This window comes from Streptomyces sp. NPDC002701 (assembly GCF_042889045.1).
GTDB lineage: Bacteria > Actinomycetota > Actinomycetes > Streptomycetales > Streptomycetaceae > Streptomyces.
In genome coordinates, this window is the sequence record NZ_JBIAQL010000013.1 from 34,186 (window position 1) to 52,592 (window position 18,407).

The following is an 18,407-nucleotide window of genomic DNA, read 5'->3' on the forward strand; positions in this document are numbered from 1 at the left end:
CCCCTTACGTGAAGGGGCCCCCACCGTCAGCTATGCCCAATAGGGTGACGGAATACGCCGGAGGAGCCGGTTTTCCGTGTGCCTGTGCTCCTAGACTGCCGGAGCCGGAGCCGGAGCCGGAGCCGGAGCCGGAGCCGGAGCCGGAGCCGGAGCCGCGGGCGCGGTGGTGTTCACCGGCAGGCCGGCCGTTCGCCAGGCTTGGAAGCCTCCCACCAGGTCCGTGGCCCGGTGCAGGCCCAACTGCCGCAGGGACGCGGCCGCGAGACTCGACGCGTAGCCCTCGTTGCAGACGACCACGACACGCAGGTCGTGGCTCGTGGCCTCGGGAGCGCGATGGCTGCCCTGCGGGTCGAGCCGCCACTCCAGTTCGTTGCGTTCGACGACGAGCGCCCCGGGGATGAGGCCGTCGCGCTCGCGCAGTGCCGCGTACCGGATGTCCACGAGCAGGGCGTCGCCCGCCCGTACGGCGTCGTGGGCGGCCTGCGCCTCCACACGGTCCAGGTCCGCACGGACCCGTTCGAGCAACTCGTCGATGCCTACGGGGCGTTCGGTCGCCGTGGGGCGTCCCGCCGTCACTGCCAGTCCGCCGGGCGCTCGACCTGCTCCAGACGCAGGACCCGGCCGCTGCGGCTGTAGCGGCGGATCCGCGGCAGCGGCGGGTAGTACGCGTGCACGGAGACGGCGTGCTCCTCCGTGGACTCGTTGAGCACCTCGTGCACGTGGTGGCGGCCGAAGGCACGGCCCGTGCCCGCCGACAGGCGCCGTTCACGGTCGATGCCCTCGGTGAGTTCGAGGGTCTGCCAGCCGTCGGTGGGCAGTCGCGCGACGAGTGAGTTCTCCTTGAGTTCGCCCGACGCGGTGAGGAAGGCGCCCACCGACTCGGCGTGGTCGTGCCAGCCGGTGCCCGTGCCGGGCGGCCAGCCGATGAGCCATGCCTCACTGCCGCCAGGACCGTCGAGACGTACCCAGGTACGGCCCTCGGGATCGAGCGGCAGGGAGGCGATCAGCTCGGCATCGGCGGCCACACGCCGCACGAAGTCCAGCAACTCCGCCTGGGTGGGGGTGCCGGCCGGAGCCGAGACCGCCGAGTCGGCGGGAGCGGAGACGGGAACAGAGGGTGACACAGACACGGGTACCGTCCTGACAAACGTTCGCGGGGGTACGCGCGGCAGCACACGGGCCGCGCGCGGGAGGAGAGGAAAGATGCGAGTTCAGCAGGACGGGCGACACACGCAGCCCGCATAGCGGACGAGGTCCATATGGACCCTCCGCCACAGGCGCACACAGGTGTCGGTCACGCTCCGGAGTACACCATCGGCGACGCGAGCCGGTCAACTCGATGTCATCACGTGGACAGAGGCAGCCTCAAGCCCTGCTGGAGGCTGCTTCCGCCGTGGCCCGGGGGCCGCCCAGCGCCGCCTCCGCGGCCTCGTACAGATCCGCCGGGCGCACCCCGCTCAACGCCGTGACCAGGTGCCCGTCCGGGCGGACGAGCAGCACCGTGTGCGCCGCCGCGCCGGGGTAGCTCTCGGCGACCAGCAGCTCGGCCCGGTGCGGCAGCGCGGTCACGGCGGCGGCCAGCCGCGGCATGATCCCGGCCGTCACCCAGTGCTTGCGCTCCCACACCACGGTCCCCGGTGCGATGAGCAGAACGAGGAGAGCACCCCGGCCCAGCCGGTCCCGCAGCCCCACGGTCGAGCCGTCCTCGGCCGTCACCCGCACGTCGGCGACCTGTGCGCCCACCGCCGTGTCGACGTCGACCGAGGACTCGGCGCGTGGAGGCGCGAGCGGCGAATCGGCGTACGCTCCCGGCGCACCCAGTGCGCCGCGCCCCAGATGGCCGTCCGTGAGCAAGGCGTCATGGCCGCGAGCCGCTCCGGGCACCGCGGACCGCAGGCCCCCGGCGCGCAGTACCGGCAGGGACTGGTCGGCGGCACGCAGCCGGGCGGCGACGACCGCGCGCCGCTCCATCTGGTAGCTGTCGAGCAGAGCCTCGTGCGGACCGTGGTGCCAGGCGAGGGCCAGCTTCCACGCGAGGTTGTCGGCGTCCCGCAGCCCCTCGTCGAGGCCCTGGGTGCCGAGGGCGCCGAGCAGGTGCGCCGCGTCCCCCGCGAGGAGGACCCGGCCGGCCCGCCAGCGCCGCGCCAGCCGGTGGTGCACCGTGTGGACGCCGGTGTCGAGCAGCTCGTACGGCGGAGTGGTGCCCCCGCACCAGCCGGCGAGGGTCTCCCGGACGCGCGCCACGAGCAGGTCGGGCGTGACGAGGTCCTTTCCGGGCGGCAGCAGCCAGTCCATGCGCCACACGTCCTCCGCGAGAGGGCGCGCGGTGACCTCGGCGACTGGGGGGCCCGAAGTCCGCCACGGCGGCATGCGGTGCAGCAGCGCCTCGCCGGGCCACGGGAGTTCCGTACGCAGGGCCGCGACCGCGTGCCGTTCGACGGCGGTGCGGCCGGGGAAGCGGATGTCCTGGAGTTTGCGCACCGTCGAGCGCGGGCCGTCGCAGCCGGCCAGATAGCTGCCGCGCCACCAGGTGCCCTCGGGACCCCGCGTGTGTGCCGTGACGCCCGCGCTCTCCTGCTCGACGGCGTCGAGACGGCTCTGCACGGAGACCTCGACCAGGCGTTCGGCCGCGATGGCCCTCCGCAGCGCCGCGGTCAGCACGTGCTGGGGGATGTGCAGGAGCGCGGGATCGTCCTCGCCGAACGTGATCTGCCGCATCACCTGCTTGCGCCGCATCGACCGCCATCCGGCCCAACGGAAACCGGCCTCGGCGACGGGGAAGCCCGTCAGCCGTCCGACCAGCGCGGCGGTGTCCTCGCGCAGGACGGCCGTACGGGCCAGCCGCTGTTCGTCGTTGCCGGGGCCCTCGTCCAGGACGACCGAGGGGACCTCCTGACGCGCCAGCGCCAGGGCGAGCGTGAGTCCGACGGGGCCCGCTCCGACAATGATCACCGGGTCCACGGCGCGGTGCCCCCTGCCCGGAGCGGCGTCCAGAGTGCTTGACCGGGACTTGCAGGTGGAGCGGGGTACACGATCACAGAACGTATGCAACCCATTGCCGCTGCTTGCGTCAAGTGACGGAGGCAGCGGCGACCACGCCACTGCCTCCGGTTGCTCACATCTCGTCAGTTCCGCGATGTACGCGGGCTGTTCGCGGGACCTGCCTACCGCTGCCCTTCCACGTGCTCACCCGGAGTGCTCAGCTCTTCCACCGCGCCCGCTTCGACGACGGCGCCGGTGGACTTCTTGCCCTGGCGCAGGCGGCGCTCCAGCCAGCTCGCGAAGGTCGTGAGCGAGAAGTTGATCGCGATGTAGATCAGGGCCACGATCGTGAAGCTGGCGATGGTGTTCGCGCCGTAGTAGGAGCTCATCGGGCTGACGGCCGCCATCAGGTCCGGGAAGGTGAGGACCGCGCCACCGAGCGCCGTGTCCTTCACGATCACCACGAGCTGGCTGACGATCGCCGGGAGCATCGCCGTGACCGCCTGCGGCAGCAGGATGAACCGCATGATCTGGTTCTTGCGCAGACCGATGGCCGACGCGGCCTCCGCCTGGCCCCTGGGCAGCGACAGGATGCCCGCCCGGACGATCTCGGCGAGGACCGAGGCGTTGTAGAGCACCAGACCGGTGACGACCGCGTACAGCGGACGGTCGTCGGTGCTGACGTTCGTGTACTCCGAGAACAGCGCCAGGCCGAAGATCATCAGGACCAGCACCGGGATGGCGCGGAAGAACTCCACCACGATGCCGGCCGGGACACGTACCCAGGCATGGTCGGACAGCCGGGAGATACCGAGGACCGCGCCCAGCGGAAGCGCGATGACCATGGAGAGCGCCGCGGCCTTGAGCGTGTTCAGCAGGCCCGGCCACAGATACGTGCTCCAAGCCTCGCCGTCGGTGAAGAAGGGCTTCCACAGCACCCACTTGAGCTGGCCCTTCTCGTCCAGCATGTCGTACATCCACCACAGCACCGCGGCGAGGACGGCGAAGAACATCACGGAGACGATGACGTTCCGTCGCCTGGCCCGCGGGCCCTGGGCGTCATAGAGGACCGAGCTCATCGTTTCACCGCCACCTTCTTGCTCACCCAGCCGAGGATCAGACCGGTCGGCAGTGTCAGACACACGAATCCGAACGCGAACACCGCGGAGATCAGCACGAGCTGCGCCTCGTTCTCGATCATCTCCTTCATCAGCAGCGCGGCCTCGGCGACACCGATGGCGGCCGCCACCGTGGTGTTCTTCGTCAGCGCGATCAGGACGTTCGCCAGCGGGCCGACGACCGAACGGAACGCCTGGGGCAGCACGACGAGTGTCAGCACCTGCGTGAAGTTCAGACCGATGGCACGCGCCGCCTCGGCCTGTCCCACGGGCACCGTGTTGATGCCGGACCGCAGCGCCTCACACACGAACGCCGAGGTGTAGACGATGAAACCGAGCACCGCGAGCCGGAAGTTGGTGGTGTCGAAGTTGTTCGAGCCGAGGGTGACCCGGAACGTCTGGTTGAGTCCCAGGGACGTGAACAGAATGATCACTGTCAGCGGAATGTTCCGCACGATGTTTACGTAGGCGGTACCGAAACCGCGCATCAGAGGCACCGGACCGACCCGCATGGCGGCCAGCAGAGTTCCCCAGATCAGGGAGCCGACGGCGGACAGGACGGTCAGTTGCACCGTCGTCCAAAAGGCTTCCCACAGGTTGTAACCTTCAAGAAAATCGAACACGATCTCCCGCGCTTCCGCGTGTGGGGAGGGCTCCTCCTGACTGGTGCGCCGCCCCAGGAGGACGGCGCACCAGTCAGGTCGGATCCCGCTTTACTTGACGACGTTGCCGATCTTCGGGGCGGGCTCGTTCTTGTACTCGGCCGGACCGAAGTTGGCCTCCACCGCCTTGTCCCACGACTTGTCGGAAACCATCTTCTCCAGGGCCGTGTCGATCTTGCCCTTGAGGTCACTGCCCTTCTTGACGCCGATGCCGTAGTTCTCGTTCGTCATCTTGAAGCCGCCGAGCTTGAACTTGCCCTTGAAGTTCGACTGCGAGGCGTAACCGGCGAGGATCGAGTCGTCCGTGGTCAGCGCGTCGATGGCGCCACTCTGCAGACCGGTCAGACAGGCCGAGTACGTCGGGTACTGCTGCAGCTGGGCCTTCGGGGCGAGCTTGTCCTTGACGTTCTGCGCCGAGGTCGAGCCGGTCACCGAACACAGCTTCTTGCTGTTGAGGTCCTCCGGCGCCTTGATCGACTTGTCGTCGGCGCGGACCAGCACGTCCTGGTGGGCGAGGAGGTACGGGCCGGCGAAGTCGACCTTCGCCGCGCGCTCGTCGTTGATCGAGTAGGAGGCGGCGATGAAGTCGACGTCACCACGCTGGAGCATGGTCTCGCGGTCGGCGCTCTTTGCCTCCTTCCACTGGATCTGGTCCTCGCCGTAGCCGAGCTCCTTGGCGACGTACGTCGCGACGTCGACGTCGAAGCCCGCGTAGCCGTCCGGCGTCTTCTGGCCGATGCCGGGCTGGTCGAACTTGATGCCGATGGTGATCTTCTTGTTGCCGGAGCCGCTGCTGGACGAGGAACCGCTGTCGTCCTTGTCGTCGGAACCGCACGCGGTGGCGGCGACAGCGAGGGCGAGGACGGCGGCCGAGGCGGCGGTGACCTTACGGAGCTTCATGGTGAACATCCTTTGAGTGGTGAAGAAGTGCGATCCGGCGGTGCGGGTGACGTAGATCGTCAGTGATGCAGGATCTTCGACAGGAAGTCCTTCGCCCGGTCGCTGCGCGGATTGCTGAAGAACTGGTCCGGCACAGCCTCTTCGACGATCCGTCCGTCCGCCATGAAGACGACGCGGTTGGCGGCCGAACGGGCGAATCCCATCTCGTGGGTGACGACGACCATCGTCATCCCGTCACGCGCGAGCTGCTGCATGACTTCCAGGACCTCGTTGATCATCTCCGGGTCGAGAGCCGAGGTCGGCTCGTCGAAGAGCATGATCTTGGGGCCCATCGCCAGCGCGCGGGCGATCGCGACACGCTGCTGCTGCCCGCCGGAGAGCTGCGCCGGGTACTTGTCCGCCTGGGCGGAGACGCCCACCCGGTCGAGCAGCGCGCGAGCCTTGTCCTCGGCGTCCTTCTTGTCCGTCTTGCGGACCTTGAGCTGGCCCAGCATCACGTTTTCGAGCACGGTCTTGTGCGCGAACAGGTTGAAGGACTGGAAGACCATGCCGACGTCGGCACGCAGACGGGCGAGTGCCTTGCCCTCCTCGGGCAGCGGCTTTCCGTCGATCGTGATGGAACCCGACTCGATCGACTCCAGGCGGTTGATCGCGCGGCACAGGGTGGACTTTCCGGACCCGGAGGGTCCGATGACCACGACAACCTCACCACGGGCGATGGTCAGATCGATGTCCTGAAGTACGTGCAGCGCACCGAAGTGCTTGTTGACGTTCTTCAGTACGACCAGATCCTCGGCCGTGGGTACGGCGTCCTTGGTCACCGATACTTCGGTCATCGGCCTCTAGCTCCGTCCTCCTCGGTTGCGGAGGACAGTAGTAACGCGGCACGACCAGCGTCATTACATCTGAGGGGAAATTGAGCATAACGATCCGGCGGCAAACAGACACTCTTCGTGAAGGCCGCCTCGGGCGCGTACCGGCTGCGTAACGGAAGTGGGCCGCGCCCCGCACACGCTTGACGCCGTCCGCGTCCATCGGCCTGACTGCCAGGGGACACGCGCGCGTGCCCAGTCCATCCGCTGTCCACCCACCCGGAACGCATGTCTATCCGGTCAGAACATACGACTGATGAACCGAAGGGGGCCGTAATGAGACTGCTCCTCGTCGAGGACGACAACCACGTCGCCGCCGCGCTGTCCGCGGTCCTCGCCCGGCACGGCTTCGCGGTCACCCACGCCCGCAGCGGCGAGGAGGCCCTTCAGGCGCTCGTCCCGGAAGGCGCCGGCTTCGGAGTGGTGCTCCTCGACCTCGGCCTGCCCGACCAGGACGGGTACGAGGTCTGCGGCAAGATCCGCAAGCGGACCAGCACGCCCGTGATCATGGTCACTGCGCGGGCCGACGTACGCTCCCGGATCCATGGCCTCAACCTCGGCGCCGACGACTACGTGGTGAAGCCCTACGACACCGGCGAGCTCCTCGCCCGTATCCACGCGGTCAGCCGGCGTACGGTCCCGGGCGACACGGCGTCCCCCGGCGACGACGCGCTGCACCTCGGGCCCGTGCGCATCGAACTGCCCACCCGCCAGGTCAGCGTCGACGGTGCGGTCGTCCAGCTGACCCGCAAGGAGTTCGACCTGCTGGCGCTCCTGGCACAGCGGCCCGGTGTGGTGTTCCGGCGGGAGCAGATCATCAGCGAGGTCTGGCGCACCAGCTGGGAGGGGACGGGCCGCACCCTGGAGGTGCACGTCGCGTCGCTGCGTTCCAAGCTGCGCATGCCGGCCCTGATCGAGACCGTGCGCGGCGTCGGATACCGGCTCGTCGCGCCCGCCGCGTAGCGGGCCCGGGTGCGCACACGCCTTCTCCCTCTGCTCATCGTCCTGATGGCGGCCATCCTGCTCGCCCTGGGCGTCCCCCTCGCCGTGAGCCTGGCGGCGGCCCAGCAGCAGAACGTGGTCGTCGACCGGATCGACGACACGGCCCGCTTCGCGTCCCTGGCCCAGTTCGTGGCCGACCGCCCGGAGGGATCACGGGTCGGCCCCACGGAACAGCGCGGCGAGACGCTCCTGCAGGAACTCGAGACCTACCAGGAGCTGTACGGGATCAACGCCGGCGTCTTCTACCGCGACGAGGACGTCATGGCGAACGCGCCGCTGAACTGGTACCTCCCGGCGGACGGCGAGGTGCGCGGCGCCTTCGACGAAGCGCTCCAGAGCCGCCGCAGCCACGACCCCGAGCAGGTCTGGCCGTGGCAGCGGGACCGTCTCGTCGTCGCGTCCCCCGTCATCCGTGACGGTGACGTCGTCGCGGTCGTGGTCACGGACTCGCCCACCGGCCAGATGCGGTCGAGGATCCTGCACGGCTGGCTCGTCATCGGCGTCGGCGAGGTCGCCGCGATGCTCCTCGCGCTCGGCGCCGCGCTGCGCCTGACCGGCTGGGTGCTGCGGCCCGTACGCGTCCTCGACGCCACCACCCACGACATCGCGACCGGCCGCCTGAAGTCCAGGGTCGCCGCCGCCGGGGGACCACCGGAGCTCAGACGCCTGGCCCGGTCGTTCAACGAGATGGCCGACAACGTCGAGGACGTCCTGGAACAGCAGCGCGCCTTCGTCGCCGACGCCTCGCACCAACTGCGCAACCCCCTGTCGGCCCTGCTGCTGCGCATCGAACTGCTCGCTCTGGAGCTGCCCGAGGGCAACGAGGAGATCACCGCCGTCCGCACCGAGGGCAAACGCCTCGCCCAGGTCCTGGACGACCTCCTCGACCTCGCCCTCGCCGAGCACGCCGAGGCGGACCTGCGGCTCACCGACATCGGCGAGCTCACCGCCGAACGCGTGGCGTCCTGGGCGCCCTACGCCGACGACAAGGGCGTACGGCTCGTCGGGACCTGCCCCGCCACGACGGCCTGGGCCGACCCGGTGGCGCTGTCCAGCGCCCTGGACGCGGTCATCGACAACGCGCTGAAGTTCACGCCCGAAGGGGAGTCCGTCGAGGTCGTGGTGGCCTCCAACGGCGAGGTCTCGACGATCGTCGTCACCGACCGCGGGCCCGGTCTGAGCGACGAGGACCTGACCCGCGTCGGCGACCGCTTCTGGCGCAGCGCCGGCCACCAGAACATCAAGGGCTCGGGCCTCGGCCTGTCGATCTCGCGGGCCCTGCTCTCCGCGGGCGGCGGATCCATCGCGTACGCGCACCACGAGCCGCACGGGCTGAAGGTGACGGTCACGGTCCCGCGGACGATGCCGGGCGCCTGAGCGGGCGTACAGGGGCCTTGCGGTGCCCTCGCCGTCGAGCGCCGGGAGGCCGGGCCTGTCGCAGCGCCGCCGTTACGGCTTGACCGAGCGGTAGTAGCGCTGCGCGCCTCCGTGCAGGTCCAGGGGGTCCGTGTAGATCGCGGTCCGCAGGTCCACGCGCTGGGCGGCATGCACCTCCTCGCCGATGCGGTCACGGCTGTTGATCACCGTGCGGGTCACTCCCTCCGTGAGGGTCGCGTCCGTCCCGGCCCGCGTCACCAGCAGGTTCGCCACCGCCACCGTGGGTACGGCGATACCGTCCTGGGCCCGGTGATAGGCGTCGGCCGGCATGAGGGCGGACCGGTAGTAGCTGGACCCCGTGCCCGGCTTGTGCAGCTTCGCGACCAGGTCTGCCTCGATCGGGACCAGCTGGATGTCGAAGCTGTCCGAGAGATCGGATACGGCGGTGGTCGGGAGACCGCCGGACCAGAAGAACGCGTCGATCTCCCCCGCCTTCAGCATGTCCGTCGCGTCCGCGATACCCGCCGACACCGGCCGGATGTCCTTCTTCGGATCGATCCCGGCCGCTCCCAGCACATGATCCGCGATCAGGCGCACCCCGGAACCGGGCTGTCCCACGGCCACCCGCAGACCCCTCAGCTCCGCGATGGAGCGCACGGACGACTTACGGGGGACGACCACGTGCACGTAGTCGTCGTACAGCCGCGCGCAGCCGCGCAGCAGGTCCGCGCCGCGTCCGCCGGCGTCCTTGTACTTCTCGACCGCGTCGGCCGCCGCGATGGTGAAGTCGGCCTGTCCGGTCGCCACCCGCTCCACGTTCTCCAGCGAGCCCTCGCTCGGCCTCAGGTCCACGTCCAGACGCGGCATGTCCTTGTCGAGGGCCTCCTCCAGCAGCTGCCCGTACAGCTGGTACACCCCGGTGCGCGTCCCCGTACTGAAGACGACCTTTCCGTCCGGTGAGCTCTCGCCCAGGGGCAGCAGCCACCACAACAGCAGCCCGAAGGCCACGAAGGCGGCGGCCGAGCCCTGGAGGGCTCGGCGGCGGCCGATCTGGGTGAGTGCCGGGAACATGCGCGCGATCCTGCCAGCTCACCGGCCCGGATGACCAGGGCGGCACCGGGCCCGCGGCGCCCGGGCGGGACGTACCCGGGGCACCACCTACCCTTGTCACATGAGCAGCAGCGACCGGAGCCGGGCAGTGGACCTGACGAGAACGTATGAAGTGCGCACTTACGGATGTCAGATGAACGTCCACGACTCCGAGCGGCTCTCGGGGCTGCTGGAGGACGCCGGTTACGTACGCGCTCCCGACGGCTCCGACGGTGACGCCGACGTCGTCGTCTTCAACACCTGCGCCGTACGGGAGAACGCCGACAACCGTCTCTACGGGAACCTCGGCAGGCTCGCGCCGATGAAGACGAAGCGGCCCGGCATGCAGATCGCGGTGGGCGGCTGTCTCGCCCAGAAGGACCGCGACACCATCGTGAAGAGGGCGCCCTGGGTGGACGTCGTCTTCGGTACGCACAACATCGGCAAACTCCCCGTCCTCCTGGAACGCGCCCGCGTCCAGGAAGAGGCACAGGTCGAGATCGCCGAGTCGCTCGAGGCGTTCCCGTCGACGCTGCCGACCCGCCGCGAGAGCGCGTACGCCGCCTGGGTCTCCATCTCCGTCGGCTGCAACAACACCTGCACCTTCTGCATCGTCCCGGCGCTGCGCGGCAAGGAGAAGGACCGCAGGACCGGCGACATCCTCGCCGAGATCGAGGCCCTCGTCGGCGAGGGCGTCTCCGAGATCACCCTGCTCGGGCAGAACGTCAACGCCTACGGCTCCGACATCGGCGACCGCGAGGCGTTCGGCAAGCTCCTGCGGGCCTGCGGGAAGATCGACGGCCTGGAGCGCGTGCGGTTCACCTCCCCGCACCCCCGCGACTTCACGGACGACGTCATCGCCGCGATGGCCGAGACACCGAACGTCATGCCGCAGCTGCACATGCCCATGCAGTCCGGTTCGGACACCGTCCTCAAGGCGATGCGCCGCTCCTACCGCCAGGAGCGGTTCCTCGGGATCATCGACAAGGTGCGCGCCGCGATCCCGCACGCCGCGATCACCACCGACATCATCGTGGGCTTCCCCGGCGAGACCGAGGAGGACTTCGAGCAGACCCTGCACGCGGTCCGCGAGGCCCGTTTCGCGCAGGCGTTCACGTTCCAGTACTCCAAGCGCCCCGGCACCCCCGCGGCCACCATGGAGGGGCAGATCCCCAAGGAGGTCGTGCAGGCGCGCTACGAGCGCCTCGTCGCCCTCCAGGAGCAGATCTCCTGGGACGAGAACAAGAAGCAGGTCGGCCGCACGCTGGAGCTGATGGTCGCCGAGGGGGAGGGCCGCAAGGACGGCGCCACGCACCGGCTCTCCGGCCGCGCCCCCGACAACCGCCTGGTGCACTTCACCAAACCGGACACCGAGGTCCGCCCCGGCGACGTCGTCACCGTCGAGATCACGTACGCCGCCCCGCACCACCTGCTCGCCGAGGGCGCCGTCCTCGACGTGCGCCGCACGCGCGCGGGGGACGCCTGGGAGAAGCGCAACGCCGCCGCGGCCGCCAAGCCCGCCGGCGTCATGCTGGGGCTGCCGAAAATCGGCGCGCCCGAACCGCTGCCCGTCGCCGTGGGCACCGGCTGCGGCTGCGACTGACCGCGTCCCGGGCCGGGAAAGGGGTCCCTCGTGCCGTACAGCGTGGAGTTCACCGAACGCGCCGCACGCGTGCGGGACAGCCTTTCCGCCGACCGCCGGGAGATCCTGGACCGCGGCCTGGCCATACTCGTCACCGACCCGCGGCACAAGCTGTCCCATCCCGTGGGCAGCGACGAGGCGACCCGTGAGATAGCGCTGTCGCGGAACCTGTTCGTCGAGTACGTGATCAGCGACGGCAAACTCGTGGTGCTCCTCCTCACCGTCATCGACCTCACGGACGTGCTCATCGAGGAGTGACGCCCGGCTGCCGCGCGGGGTTACGCTGCCGATCATGCTTGTCGCCGCCGCCGTGTGCCCCTGCCCGCCGCTCCTCGTGCCCGACGTCGCCGCGGGGGCCGCACCCGAACTGGACGCGGCGCGTGCCGCCTGCACGGACGCCCTGGGGGTACTGGCCGCCGCGCGCCCGGACCGGCTGGTGGTCGTCGGCCCCGCCGGTGAGGACGGGCGCGGACCGTACCCCGAGGGCTCCCGCGGCTCGTTCCGCGGCTTCGGCGTGGACGTCGAGGTGCGGCTCGGCGGAGACGCGGCCGGGGCGCCGGAGAACCCGGCAGGGCCCTCGCCCCTTCCCGCCTCGCTGGCGGTCGCCGCCTGGCTGCTCGGTCGTACGAACTGGTCCGCCGCACCCGTCGAGGGCCTCGGCGTGGAGGAAGCCCTCCCCGCCGAGCGGTGCCTCCGGACCGGGGAGCATCTAGCCGCCCGGACCGGAAGGGTGGCGCTGCTGGTGATGGGCGACGCCAGCGCGTGCCGCACGCTCAAGGCGCCGGGCTACCTGGACGAACGGGCGGCAGGCTTCGACGCGGAGGTCGCGCGTGCGCTGGGCACGGCGGACGTGGCGGCCCTCACGGCCCTGGACCCCGACCTGGCCCACGAACTGAAAGCCTCCGGCCGGGCCCCCTGGCAGATCCTGGCAGGAGCGGCGAACAGCACCCCCCTGAAGGGCACCCTGCTGTACGAGGACGCCCCCTACGGCGTCGGCTACCTCGTCGCGACCTGGTCCTAACCCCCACCCCGCCGGGGACCCCGCAAGGGGCGCGGGGAACGGCGTGCTCAGCCACGACGCACCGGCAGCCGCAATCCCGCCGTGGGGCTGGGGCCCCGTAAGGGGCGCGGGGAACGGCGCGCTCAGCCACAACGCACCCGCAGCCGCAATCCCGCCGGGACGGCCGTCGTCGGGACGGCCGTCGCCCGGAGGGCCCGGCGGACGACCCGAGAGCACCCGCTCCGAGGCCGCCCACCGACACAACCGCCGCTCAGAAGACAGACAGCGCCACCGCCGAAGCCGCGGAACCGGTCACTTGCCGGCGCCCTCGACCACGTCGCTGTCGCCCACCTTCGCGGCGGACTGCTGCTTGGGAATCCCGACGGCCTCGGCCGCGGACTCACCGGCCTCCGCCGACGCCGTCACAGGCACCGGCGCACTCGCAGACTCCGAGTCCGCCCCGGAGCCGGAGCCGGACGCGGACCCGGATCCAGATGCGCCCCCGGACTCAGCCCGTGACCCGGTCCCGACAACCTTGACGTCCGCTTCGGACTCGGTCGAGCCCGAGACCACTCCCGCTTCCGCCTCCACCACAGACGCGGCGGTCGGAACATCACTCGGCGCCTCCGCGGCTGACGCCTCTTCCGACCCCGTGGGCTTCGGCCTGTCCTTACCAAAAAGCCGTGCAAAAACGCCCATATCGTCTCCATAACCTACTCGTGTGGGCGAAATCCCGCGTCGCCCGGTGCGTTCCATTGCGTCGCCCGGGGTCACCGGTCCTCAAAACCGGCGGCTGGAACCTCGCAACAGGCAACGACCCCGCCCCCGTGCCGTCACGTAGCTCGTTCGAGAAGTGGCCCCGAGGTTTGCGAGACTGACGGGGTGAGTAGAGCAGCTCCCGCTCCGCGGGTCATCGCCGTCGTGGGTCCCACCGCGGCCGGAAAGTCCGATCTAGGCGTCCACCTGGCCCTGCACCTCGGCGGTGAGGTCGTCAACGCGGACTCGATGCAGCTCTACCGGGGGATGGACATCGGCACCGCCAAGCTGACGCCCGAGGAGCGCGGCGGCATCCCGCATCACCTCCTCGACATCTGGGACGTGACGGTGACGGCGAGCGTCGCCGAGTACCAGCGGCTCGCGCGCGTACGCATCGACGAGCTGCTCGCCCAGGGCCGCTGGCCGATCCTCGTCGGCGGCTCCGGCCTGTACGTCCGCGGGGCCGTGGACAACCTCGAGTTCCCCGGCACGGATCCCGAGGTGCGGGCCCGCCTGGAGGAGGAACTCACCCTGCGGGGCTCCGGCGCCCTGCACGCCCGGCTAGCCGTCGCCGACCCCGAGGCGGCCCACGCGATCCTGCCGAGCAACGGCCGCCGCATCGTCCGGGCCCTGGAGGTCATCGAGATCACCGGCAAGCCCTTCACCGCCAACCTCCCGGGGCACGACTCCGTCTACGACACCCTGCAGATCGGCGTCGACGTGGCGCGCCCCGAACTCGACGAACGCATCGCCCGCCGCGTGGACCGCATGTGGGAGGGCGGCCTCGTCGAGGAAGTGCGCGCACTGGAGGCGCAAGGGTTGCGCGAGGGGCGTACGGCGTCGCGCGCCCTCGGCTACCAGCAGATGCTCGCGGCGCTGGCCGGGGACTGCACCGAGGACGAGGCGCGAACCGAGACCGTACGTGCCACCAAGCGCTTCGCGCGCCGTCAGGATTCCTGGTTCAGACGCGACCCACGGGTGCATTGGCTCAGTGGGGCCGCGGCGGACCGCAGGGAACTTCCGCAGCTCGCAGTGGCGTTGGTCGAAGGACCGGTCACAGCCTGATCACGTCATGGCATCGGGACGCTCCGGCCGTCATCCGGGCATCCGAGGCCGTGCCATCATCGAGCTTCGATCGACCAAGTGGAGTCCGAGTGGGGAGGGCGCGTGGCGATGGAGGCCGGCCCTCGTGACACCGCACCAGGCACGGAGCACAGCGCCGTCACCGGCGGGGCGCACGACACCGGGATGGACCCGCAGGACCCCGACGGGGGCCGGCTGAGCCCGGACGGACCCGACGACACCACCGGCGGTGTGACCGCCGACGGGCCCGAGCCCGACGAGATGTTCGCGGGACCCGAGGTCGAGGTCGAGCTGCGCCCGCAGCGCCGCCTGCGCATCTGGCAGCTCGCTCCCATCGTGAGCCTGGCCGCACTCGGCTCCCTGATGTTCGCCTTCCCGCTGGCCTTCGACTTCGGCGACAGCGGCGCCATGATCGCCATGCTCGGTCTGCTCATCTGCTCCTGTGCCGCCGGCTGGGGCATGATGGCCGCCCGCCGGGTGGGTTACACCTGGCCCGGCCTGCCGCCGCGCGGCTCCGGCCGTCGCCCGGACTGGCGTGTCGTGATCGCGTACACCGTGGTCGTCGCCGCGGTCGTGGTGCTCGCCGTGTGGCGCGTGGCGCGCCTGCGCTGAGCCACTCCCACAGCCCTGCCGGCCCGACGGCCGGTCCGCGCGTGGTGCGGCCCCCCGGGCCGACCGGCCGGACTGTCGTACCCACCCCTTACGATCGGGACATGAGCACGCGGATCGCCTTCCTCAAGGGGCACGGGACCGAGAACGACTTCGTGATCGTCCCGGATCCCGAGAACATCATCGACCTGCCCCCGGCCACCGTCGCCGCCCTGTGCGACCGCCGCGCGGGCATCGGCGGGGACGGTCTGCTGCACGTCGTCCGGTCCGCGGCGCACCCCGAGGCCCGGTCGATGGCGGCGGAAGCGGAATGGTTCATGGACTACCGCAACGGCGACGGATCGGTCGCGGAGATGTGCGGCAACGGAGTGCGGGTGTTCGCCCGCTATCTCCAGCGCGCCGGACACGTGGCCGAAGGCGATCTCGCGGTGGCCACGCGCGGGGGCATCAAGGCCGTGCACATCGCCAAGGAGGGCGACATCACGGTCGGCATGGGCAAGGCGCTCCTCCCCGAAGGGGACGTCACCGTGACCGTCGGCGACCGCACCTGGCCCACCCGTAACGTGAACATGGGAAACCCGCACGCCGTCGCCTTCGTCGAGGACCTCGACCACGCCGGACGTCTGTACGCCCCGCCGCCGTTCAGCCCCCTGTCCGCTTACCCGGACGGCGTGAACGTGGAGTTCGTCGTCGACCGTGGCCTTCATCACGTTGCTCTGCGTGTCCATGAGCGGGGTTCCGGCGAGACGAGATCGTGCGGCACAGGGGCGTGCGCCGTGGCCGTGGCAGCGGCTCGCAGGGACGGTGTCGACCCCGCCGTGACCGGTAATGCCGCCACATACACCGTCGACGTGCCCGGCGGCCGGCTCGTGATCACCGAGCGGCCCGACGGCGAGATCGAGATGACCGGGCCCGCGGTGATCGTCGCAGAGGGTGAGATCGACGCCGAGTGGTTCGAAACCGTGACCCCCTGAACCTTCGCTCGAATGGGTGATCCGTTTCACGCTGGGCGAGAGGCGGTCGGTCGCACGTGGTGGGCTCGGTAGCATCAAGGACCGGCCCGGACGGGGGAACGACGCCATCCCCAGAGCCGCGTACGCCATGGGGCGCCCCGTCCGCCGGTCAACGCAGCCGGAGGTGCCCATGAGTGCGGAGGCCACGAACCCCGCGACGCCCGGCCCCATCACGCCCGCGGCACAGCGCAGGCGGGGCCGCCCCCGGATCGACCTGCGGCGCCTCGGCCGGGCCGCTCTCCTGGGACCCGCAGCCCGCGACCGGCTGCCCGACGCGATCGGCCACGTGGTCGAGGCCCACCGGGCCCACCACCCCGACGCCGACCTGGACCCCCTGCGCCGCGCGTACGTCCTCGCCGAGTCCTCGCACCGCGGCCAGATGCGCAAGAGCGGCGAGCCGTACATCACGCACCCGCTCGCCGTGACGCTGATCCTCGCCGAACTCGGCGCGGAGACCACGACCTTGACCGCCTCCCTCCTCCACGACACCGTCGAGGACACGGAAGTGACGCTCGATCAGGTCCGCGCCGAGTTCGGCGAGGAGGTCCGCTACCTCGTCGACGGCGTCACGAAACTGGAGAAGGTCGACTACGGAGCGGCCGCCGAACCCGAGACGTTCCGCAAGATGCTCGTCGCCACCGGCAGCGACGTACGCGTGATGTCGATCAAGCTCGCCGACCGGCTGCACAACATGCGCACCCTCGGAGTCATGCGCCCCGAGAAACAGGAGCGCATCGCCAAGGTGACCAAGGACGTCCTCATCCCGCTCGCCGAGCGTCTGGGGGTGCAGGCGCTCAAGACCGAGCTGGAGGACCTCGTCTTCGCGATCCTGCGCCCCGGGGAGTACGCCCACACCCGCGAACTCATCGTGCGGAACGCCTCCCGCACCGACGACCCCCTCGCCGAGATCGCCGAAGAGGTGCGCGGGGTCCTGCGCGAGGCCGGTCTGCAGGCCGAAGTCCTCATCAGGCCACGGCACTTCGTCTCCGTGCACCGCACCTCGCGCAAGCGCGGCGAGATGAGGGGCGCCGACTTCGGACGCCTGCTGGTCCTGGTGAACGAGGACGCCGACTGCTACGGCGTCCTCGGCGAACTGCACACCTGTCTCACCCCGGTGGTGTCGGAGTTCAAGGACTTCATCGCCGTCCCCAAGTTCAACCTGTACCAGTCGCTGCACACCGCCGTGGCCCGCCCCGACGGCCAGGTCGCCGAGGTCCTCATCCGTACGCACCAGATGCACAAGGTCGCCGAGGCCGGTGTCATCGCGCTCGGCAACCCGTACGCCTCGCCCGCGGACGAACCGACGGACGGCGGCGGCACCCGGCCCGCCGACGGCGAGCGCGCCGACCCCACCCGTCCCGGCTGGCTGTCCCGGCTCCTCGACTGGCAGGAGGCCGCCCCGGACCCCGACACGTTCTGGTCCACCCTGCGCGAGGACCTCGCCCAGGACCGCGAGATCACCGTCTTCCGGCCCGACGGCGGCACCCTCGGGCTGCCCGCGGGGGCCAGCTGCGTGGACGCCGCGTACGCCCAGTACGGCGAGGACGCGCACGCCTGTATCGGCGCCCGCGTCAACGGCCGTCTGGCGAGGCTGAGCACCGTCCTGAGCGACGGGGACACCGTCCAGCTCCTCATGGGCCAGGACCCGGCCTCGGAGCCCTCCAGGGAGTGGCTGGAGCACGCCCACACGCCCGTCGCCCGGATCGCCATCACCCGCTGGCTGGCCGCGCACCCGGCGCCGGCCACCCCGTCCGAGGCCCCCGCCGCGACCCGTCGCCCGGCCGCCGAGGGGCCCGCCGCCCGCCCGGCCGCCGCGGACGTCGTCGTCGACCGGCCCGGCGCGACCGTACGTCTCGCCGGGTGCTGCACGCCCGTACCGCCCGACGCGATCACCGGGTTCGCCGTGCGCGGGGGAGTGGTGACCGTGCACCGCGTGGAGTGCGCGGCGGTGGCGCGGATGAAGAGCGCTCAGCGCGCGGAGGTCGAAGTGCGCTGGGGCGACATCAGCGAGTGCCGGGTCACGCTCTTCGCCGAGTCCTTCGGACGTCCGCACCTCCTCGCCGACCTCACCGAAGCCATCGCCCTGGAAGGCGTCGCCATCGTCTCGGCGACCGTCGAACCGCCCAGCCAGCAGCGCGTACGCCACACCTACACCCTCCAGCTCCCGGACGCCGCACACCTCCCCGCCCTGATGCGCGCGATGCGCAACGTGCCGGGTGTCTTCGACGTGACCCGGGCCCACCACCCATCGCCCACCCCGTAGACCCCCCCGCCGGACAGGAACGGTCCGGCAGCGGCATGC

The 18,407-nt window shown here is 70.8% G+C and carries 18 protein-coding genes; 9 read left to right on the forward strand and 9 right to left on the reverse strand.

What is annotated here, in order from left to right; translation table 11 throughout:
• Positions 1–90: 90 nt before the first annotated feature.
• The 8 genes from ACFYXC_RS28385 to ACFYXC_RS28420 form a co-directional block, all read right to left on the reverse strand.
• Positions 91–582, reverse strand: a complete 492-nt coding sequence (locus ACFYXC_RS28385; protein ID WP_389554879.1) for a rhodanese-like domain-containing protein — start codon at positions 580–582, stop codon at positions 91–93.
• On the reverse strand, positions 573–1,130 hold the full coding sequence (locus ACFYXC_RS28390) for a cysteine dioxygenase (RefSeq protein ID WP_388925636.1): 558 nt from the start codon (positions 1,128–1,130) through the stop codon (positions 573–575). The genes ACFYXC_RS28385 and ACFYXC_RS28390 overlap by 10 nt, the downstream gene beginning before the upstream one ends.
• 81 nt (positions 1,131–1,211) lie before the next feature.
• Positions 1,212–1,259, reverse strand: a complete 48-nt coding sequence (locus ACFYXC_RS28395; protein ID WP_309506048.1) for a hypothetical protein — start codon at positions 1,257–1,259, stop codon at positions 1,212–1,214.
• Positions 1,260–1,365: 106 nt separating this feature from the next.
• On the reverse strand, positions 1,366–2,961 hold the full coding sequence (locus tag ACFYXC_RS28400) for an FAD-dependent monooxygenase (protein WP_389554674.1): 1,596 nt from the start codon (positions 2,959–2,961) through the stop codon (positions 1,366–1,368).
• Positions 2,962–3,164: 203 nt separating this feature from the next.
• Positions 3,165–4,061: an amino acid ABC transporter permease gene (locus ACFYXC_RS28405; RefSeq protein ID WP_389554676.1), complete on the reverse strand. Its 897-nt coding sequence runs from the start codon at positions 4,059–4,061 to the stop codon at positions 3,165–3,167.
• Positions 4,058–4,723, reverse strand: a complete 666-nt coding sequence (locus ACFYXC_RS28410) for an amino acid ABC transporter permease (protein ID WP_388925627.1) — start codon at positions 4,721–4,723, stop codon at positions 4,058–4,060. Before ACFYXC_RS28410 ends, ACFYXC_RS28405 begins: the two co-directional genes overlap by 4 nt.
• A 90-nt stretch (positions 4,724–4,813) precedes the next feature.
• Entirely contained in the window at positions 4,814–5,662 is an 849-nt protein-coding gene (locus ACFYXC_RS28415) for a glutamate ABC transporter substrate-binding protein (protein WP_388925624.1), read from the reverse strand.
• 59 nt (positions 5,663–5,721) lie between these two features.
• Complete coding sequence (locus tag ACFYXC_RS28420; RefSeq protein WP_388925621.1) at positions 5,722–6,498, reverse strand: amino acid ABC transporter ATP-binding protein; 777 nt, start codon at positions 6,496–6,498, stop codon at positions 5,722–5,724.
• A gap of 312 nt (positions 6,499–6,810) precedes the next feature.
• On the opposite strand from ACFYXC_RS28420, the gene ACFYXC_RS28425 reads away from it, so the two are divergent.
• Both ACFYXC_RS28425 and ACFYXC_RS28430 read left to right on the forward strand, forming a co-directional pair.
• Positions 6,811–7,497 carry a response regulator transcription factor gene (locus ACFYXC_RS28425; RefSeq protein ID WP_388925618.1) on the forward strand — a complete coding sequence of 229 codons (687 nt, stop codon included), beginning with the start codon at positions 6,811–6,813 and terminating at the stop codon, positions 7,495–7,497.
• A 9-nt stretch (positions 7,498–7,506) separates the two neighbouring features.
• Positions 7,507–8,913, forward strand: a complete 1,407-nt coding sequence (locus ACFYXC_RS28430) for an ATP-binding protein (protein WP_389554678.1) — start codon at positions 7,507–7,509, stop codon at positions 8,911–8,913.
• A gap of 72 nt (positions 8,914–8,985) precedes the next feature.
• On the opposite strand, the gene ACFYXC_RS28435 is transcribed toward ACFYXC_RS28430, so the two are convergent.
• A complete protein-coding gene (locus ACFYXC_RS28435) occupies positions 8,986–9,984 on the reverse strand; it encodes a TAXI family TRAP transporter solute-binding subunit (protein ID WP_389554680.1) in 999 nt (332 codons plus the stop codon).
• 100 nt (positions 9,985–10,084) lie between these two features.
• Here ACFYXC_RS28435 and miaB point away from each other — a divergent pair, with 100 nt between their 5' ends.
• The 7 genes from miaB to ACFYXC_RS28470 all read left to right on the forward strand — a co-directional run bounded on the left by miaB (position 10,085) and on the right by ACFYXC_RS28470 (position 18,368).
• Positions 10,085–11,605, forward strand: a complete 1,521-nt coding sequence (miaB, locus tag ACFYXC_RS28440) for a tRNA (N6-isopentenyl adenosine(37)-C2)-methylthiotransferase MiaB (RefSeq protein ID WP_389554681.1) — start codon at positions 10,085–10,087, stop codon at positions 11,603–11,605.
• Positions 11,606–11,635: 30 nt separating this feature from the next.
• The gene (locus ACFYXC_RS28445; RefSeq protein ID WP_389554682.1) at positions 11,636–11,902 is read left to right on the forward strand and encodes a hypothetical protein; all 267 of its coding nucleotides are present in this window, start codon (positions 11,636–11,638) and stop codon (positions 11,900–11,902) included.
• A gap of 34 nt (positions 11,903–11,936) precedes the next feature.
• On the forward strand, positions 11,937–12,665 hold the full coding sequence (locus tag ACFYXC_RS28450; RefSeq protein WP_389554683.1) for a class III extradiol dioxygenase subunit B-like domain-containing protein: 729 nt from the start codon (positions 11,937–11,939) through the stop codon (positions 12,663–12,665).
• An 861-nt stretch (positions 12,666–13,526) separates the two neighbouring features.
• A complete protein-coding gene (miaA, locus tag ACFYXC_RS28455) occupies positions 13,527–14,465 on the forward strand; it encodes a tRNA (adenosine(37)-N6)-dimethylallyltransferase MiaA (protein WP_388925600.1) in 939 nt (312 codons plus the stop codon).
• Positions 14,466–14,573: 108 nt separating this feature from the next.
• Positions 14,574–15,095, forward strand: a complete 522-nt coding sequence (locus tag ACFYXC_RS28460) for a hypothetical protein (protein WP_389554880.1) — start codon at positions 14,574–14,576, stop codon at positions 15,093–15,095.
• Positions 15,096–15,196: 101 nt separating this feature from the next.
• Positions 15,197–16,066, forward strand: coding sequence for a diaminopimelate epimerase (dapF, locus tag ACFYXC_RS28465; RefSeq protein ID WP_389554685.1), 870 nt, complete (start codon positions 15,197–15,199; stop codon positions 16,064–16,066).
• A gap of 169 nt (positions 16,067–16,235) precedes the next feature.
• Positions 16,236–18,368: a RelA/SpoT family protein gene (locus ACFYXC_RS28470; protein WP_389554687.1), complete on the forward strand. Its 2,133-nt coding sequence runs from the start codon at positions 16,236–16,238 to the stop codon at positions 18,366–18,368.
• Positions 18,369–18,407: the final 39 nt, after the last annotated feature.

Coding starts and splice junctions, on each gene's coding strand:
- ACFYXC_RS28405 (WP_389554676.1), bottom strand. CDS start 4,061: ATGAGCTCGGTCCTCTATGACGCCCAGGGCCCGCGGGCCAGGCGACGG.
- ACFYXC_RS28415 (WP_388925624.1), bottom strand. CDS start 5,662: ATGAAGCTCCGTAAGGTCACCGCCGCCTCGGCCGCCGTCCTCGCCCTC.
- ACFYXC_RS28420 (WP_388925621.1), bottom strand. CDS start 6,498: ATGACCGAAGTATCGGTGACCAAGGACGCCGTACCCACGGCCGAGGAT.
- ACFYXC_RS28425 (WP_388925618.1), top strand. CDS start 6,811: ATGAGACTGCTCCTCGTCGAGGACGACAACCACGTCGCCGCCGCGCTG.
- ACFYXC_RS28435 (WP_389554680.1), bottom strand. CDS start 9,984: ATGTTCCCGGCACTCACCCAGATCGGCCGCCGCCGAGCCCTCCAGGGC.
- miaB (WP_389554681.1), top strand. CDS start 10,085: ATGAGCAGCAGCGACCGGAGCCGGGCAGTGGACCTGACGAGAACGTAT.
- ACFYXC_RS28450 (WP_389554683.1), top strand. CDS start 11,937: ATGCTTGTCGCCGCCGCCGTGTGCCCCTGCCCGCCGCTCCTCGTGCCC.
- ACFYXC_RS28460 (WP_389554880.1), top strand. CDS start 14,574: ATGGAGGCCGGCCCTCGTGACACCGCACCAGGCACGGAGCACAGCGCC.
- dapF (WP_389554685.1), top strand. CDS start 15,197: ATGAGCACGCGGATCGCCTTCCTCAAGGGGCACGGGACCGAGAACGAC.
- ACFYXC_RS28470 (WP_389554687.1), top strand. CDS start 16,236: ATGAGTGCGGAGGCCACGAACCCCGCGACGCCCGGCCCCATCACGCCC.